The sequence below is a fragment of the Moritella sp. genome (assembly GCF_033791185.1).
Lineage (GTDB): Bacteria > Pseudomonadota > Gammaproteobacteria > Enterobacterales > Moritellaceae > Moritella.
On sequence record NZ_JASJHF010000151.1, the window covers coordinates 1 to 2,673 of the forward strand.

General features: G+C 41.0%; 2 protein-coding genes. One reads left to right on the forward strand and one right to left on the reverse strand.

Annotated features, from left to right (window positions below; all coding sequences use genetic code 11):
• Positions 1–469: 469 nt before the first annotated feature.
• Positions 470–1,333 (reverse strand): HDOD domain-containing protein, encoded by an 864-nt coding sequence (locus QNK26_RS09110; RefSeq protein ID WP_319222377.1) that lies wholly within the window; start codon positions 1,331–1,333, stop codon positions 470–472.
• 397 nt (positions 1,334–1,730) lie between these two features.
• On the opposite strand from QNK26_RS09110, the gene QNK26_RS09115 reads away from it, so the two are divergent.
• A complete protein-coding gene (locus QNK26_RS09115; RefSeq protein ID WP_319222379.1) occupies positions 1,731–2,072 on the forward strand; it encodes a hypothetical protein in 342 nt (113 codons plus the stop codon).
• Positions 2,073–2,673 lie beyond the last annotated feature (601 nt).

Consider the following 2,673-nt stretch of genomic DNA (forward strand, 5'->3'; position numbering starts at 1 on the left):
TGTAAATACCGACCTGTTGGCATTTTGGTGCGCATGGCGCACCCTACCATGACATAGATTTTCCTTAACTTACTGGCATTGGTCTGGCATTGGGGCTGGCATTGGGGTCGGACCAGTGTAAGTGTCTGTAATGCATGAAAATAGCTTTCAAATTATATCTGTTATTATGCTTAGAAGGCTTATTCTATAGACAAAAACATAGCGCTAAGAAGCAATGAGTAGATATAAGAAAATTGCTTAAATACCTGTTTTCAGTAATAAAATGTACGGTTTAAGGTCTGATATGACTTATTATTTAAAGGAAAGTCTTTCGGTTTCAATAGGATGCTATGGTCCGACCTTAATGCATCTTAATGCATCCTTCTAACGGATGGGCTCGGGAAATCACGCAGATTATCCACTACTCTGGAAGAGCGGGAGTTAAAAGGGTTGATTAATCAGCACAGTCTACCCATGCCATAGCGTGAGATCAGCCGGCTAACGCCTGCATCATAGAGCTTATTTCCTCGTCCGACTCCTGTATGTAGTTCAGCACTGTCTCCCCATCAAGGTTCATACGTAATACTGAAGGCATTTGATCCAGTGTCTCCTGTACTTCATCTTTCTCCTGTTCAGCTTTGGCGAGAAAATTTGCCACGATAATAATATCGGTAAGATCAGCGTTGCCACTTATCACCCGATCAATCGATTCATGTTCATCCACCGCATCGACGATATGTGCAGGAAAACCCCAAAAATCAACTATCGCTCGACCTACACCGGTATACCAATCATTTAACAAACTCTCAAGAGCTACTTCATTGGCGATCAATTCTGGAGATTCGTCAGCCCGCGCCAGGATGTAAAATTTACCAATCGAGTGCAGTAGTCCTGTGAGCATGGCATCATCCGGATTGCATGTGCCTGGCACTTTTTTCGCTAGTACATAAGCCAATGCGCAAACTTTGATGCTATGACTTCTTATCTTCTTGATACGCATACTCAGTAAGCTACCCGTGGGCGCTTGAAATGCCTCATCGGCGGCGATTGACATCGCAGCACTCTGTACCATATTTAACCCAATTCGAGACATTGCGACTTTAACATCAGTCACTTCCATTGGACCACGTTTCATCATAGCAGAATTAGCCATTTTCAACAGCCGTACAGTCAACATGGGTTCGGTAAGGACGATGTTGCTCAATGAAGCGATTGAGATATCAGGATCTTTCAATGCTTCCTGAATTCGAAGAGCCGTTTCTGGAAATCGAGGCAAATTAAAACTATTGCTGGCCAACTCATCACCCAAAAGTTGGACAAATGCAAAACCGGAATCTACAGCTACGTCATTCATATCTTTTCCTAATACTGTGTGCCATTGACAATGTAATTGTTACAAAATTTTTGATTAGCGGAATCTACAGCTTCATACTTTAGTCTTTCGGCAGATACATGGACCAACTTTAATTATATTTAAAAATAGCAACAATCGTGGACAGACCACGAATAATCCACCATCTGACATCCATCGGTCTATTTGATATTATTTAACCACTCATGGAATAATTGTTAGCATCAAATGACGGGGTCAGGGCTTTTTTCGTGTGCACAATAAATGACCTGATCACATACTTGAGTATAACCAGTAACGGTTTAAAATTAGGCGTTGTAAAAACTGATGGTTAACCCCTCATTTGCTCGTTAATTAAACCGCGAGTTTTACGATACATTTTTAACCACCAGGTATTCAAATGATTCTCTCGTCAATTTTGCTTTTTTCACTAGCGGCTTCTCTCGGTCTGTTTTTAGTTGTGTTGGGTGTGCATTACCATCGTAGTTCGCTAAAAATTGGCTTAAGCCATGCGAGCATTGGGTTACTAGCATTAGGCTTATTGATGGTACAAATCATTAGTGGGGCGACAGATAAATACAATAATGTCGCTGCTTTATTAATGATCCTGGCGCTCATCGGTGGGCTTATGTTGTTTGCCTTACGCGAGCATAACAAGCCGCCACCAATGGTACTTGTCGGCATACATGCTCTCATGGCGCTGGTTGGTCTATTGGTGCTATTTATAGGATTTGACTACTAAATAAACGGTCAAAGCCCCTTAAATAGGATTAAAACTCACCAGTGGAATATGTGAGTGTTAATAATCAATCGGGGTCTGTCTCCATCCGTCATGGTCTGTCTCCATCTGTCAGAAAGCTGCCAACAGCATGCATTTCATGGATGTTTAGCTAAAAACCATAAATCCAGATGCTAATATTGAGGTAAGTGTGTTAAATTTTATCAAGTTAGAGCCGATATGATTTTTACGACGGGCACATCATCTTTTTAGTACCAAAGTAGTATTATGATATTTGAATTTAATAAGAATAAGCGGCCGCCGTATTTTAACCTGAAATTTCATAAGCTTATTTATATCACTTCTCTATTTTTATTCCATTCTATTGTCAACGCACAACCTGATCTGGTATTCAATATAATCGGTCAACCTCCTTTGAATACACCAGCTCAGGATGGTTTTATGGATGATGTCAGTCGTGAAGTTTTAAAACGCATCGGTTATCAACTGGTCATCATCCGTTTACCCGCAGAACGTGCATTACGCTCAGCGAATTCAGGATTTATTGACGGTGAAATGTGTCGCATACAGGGGCTCGATAAAATATATTCCAACCTGATTCGTG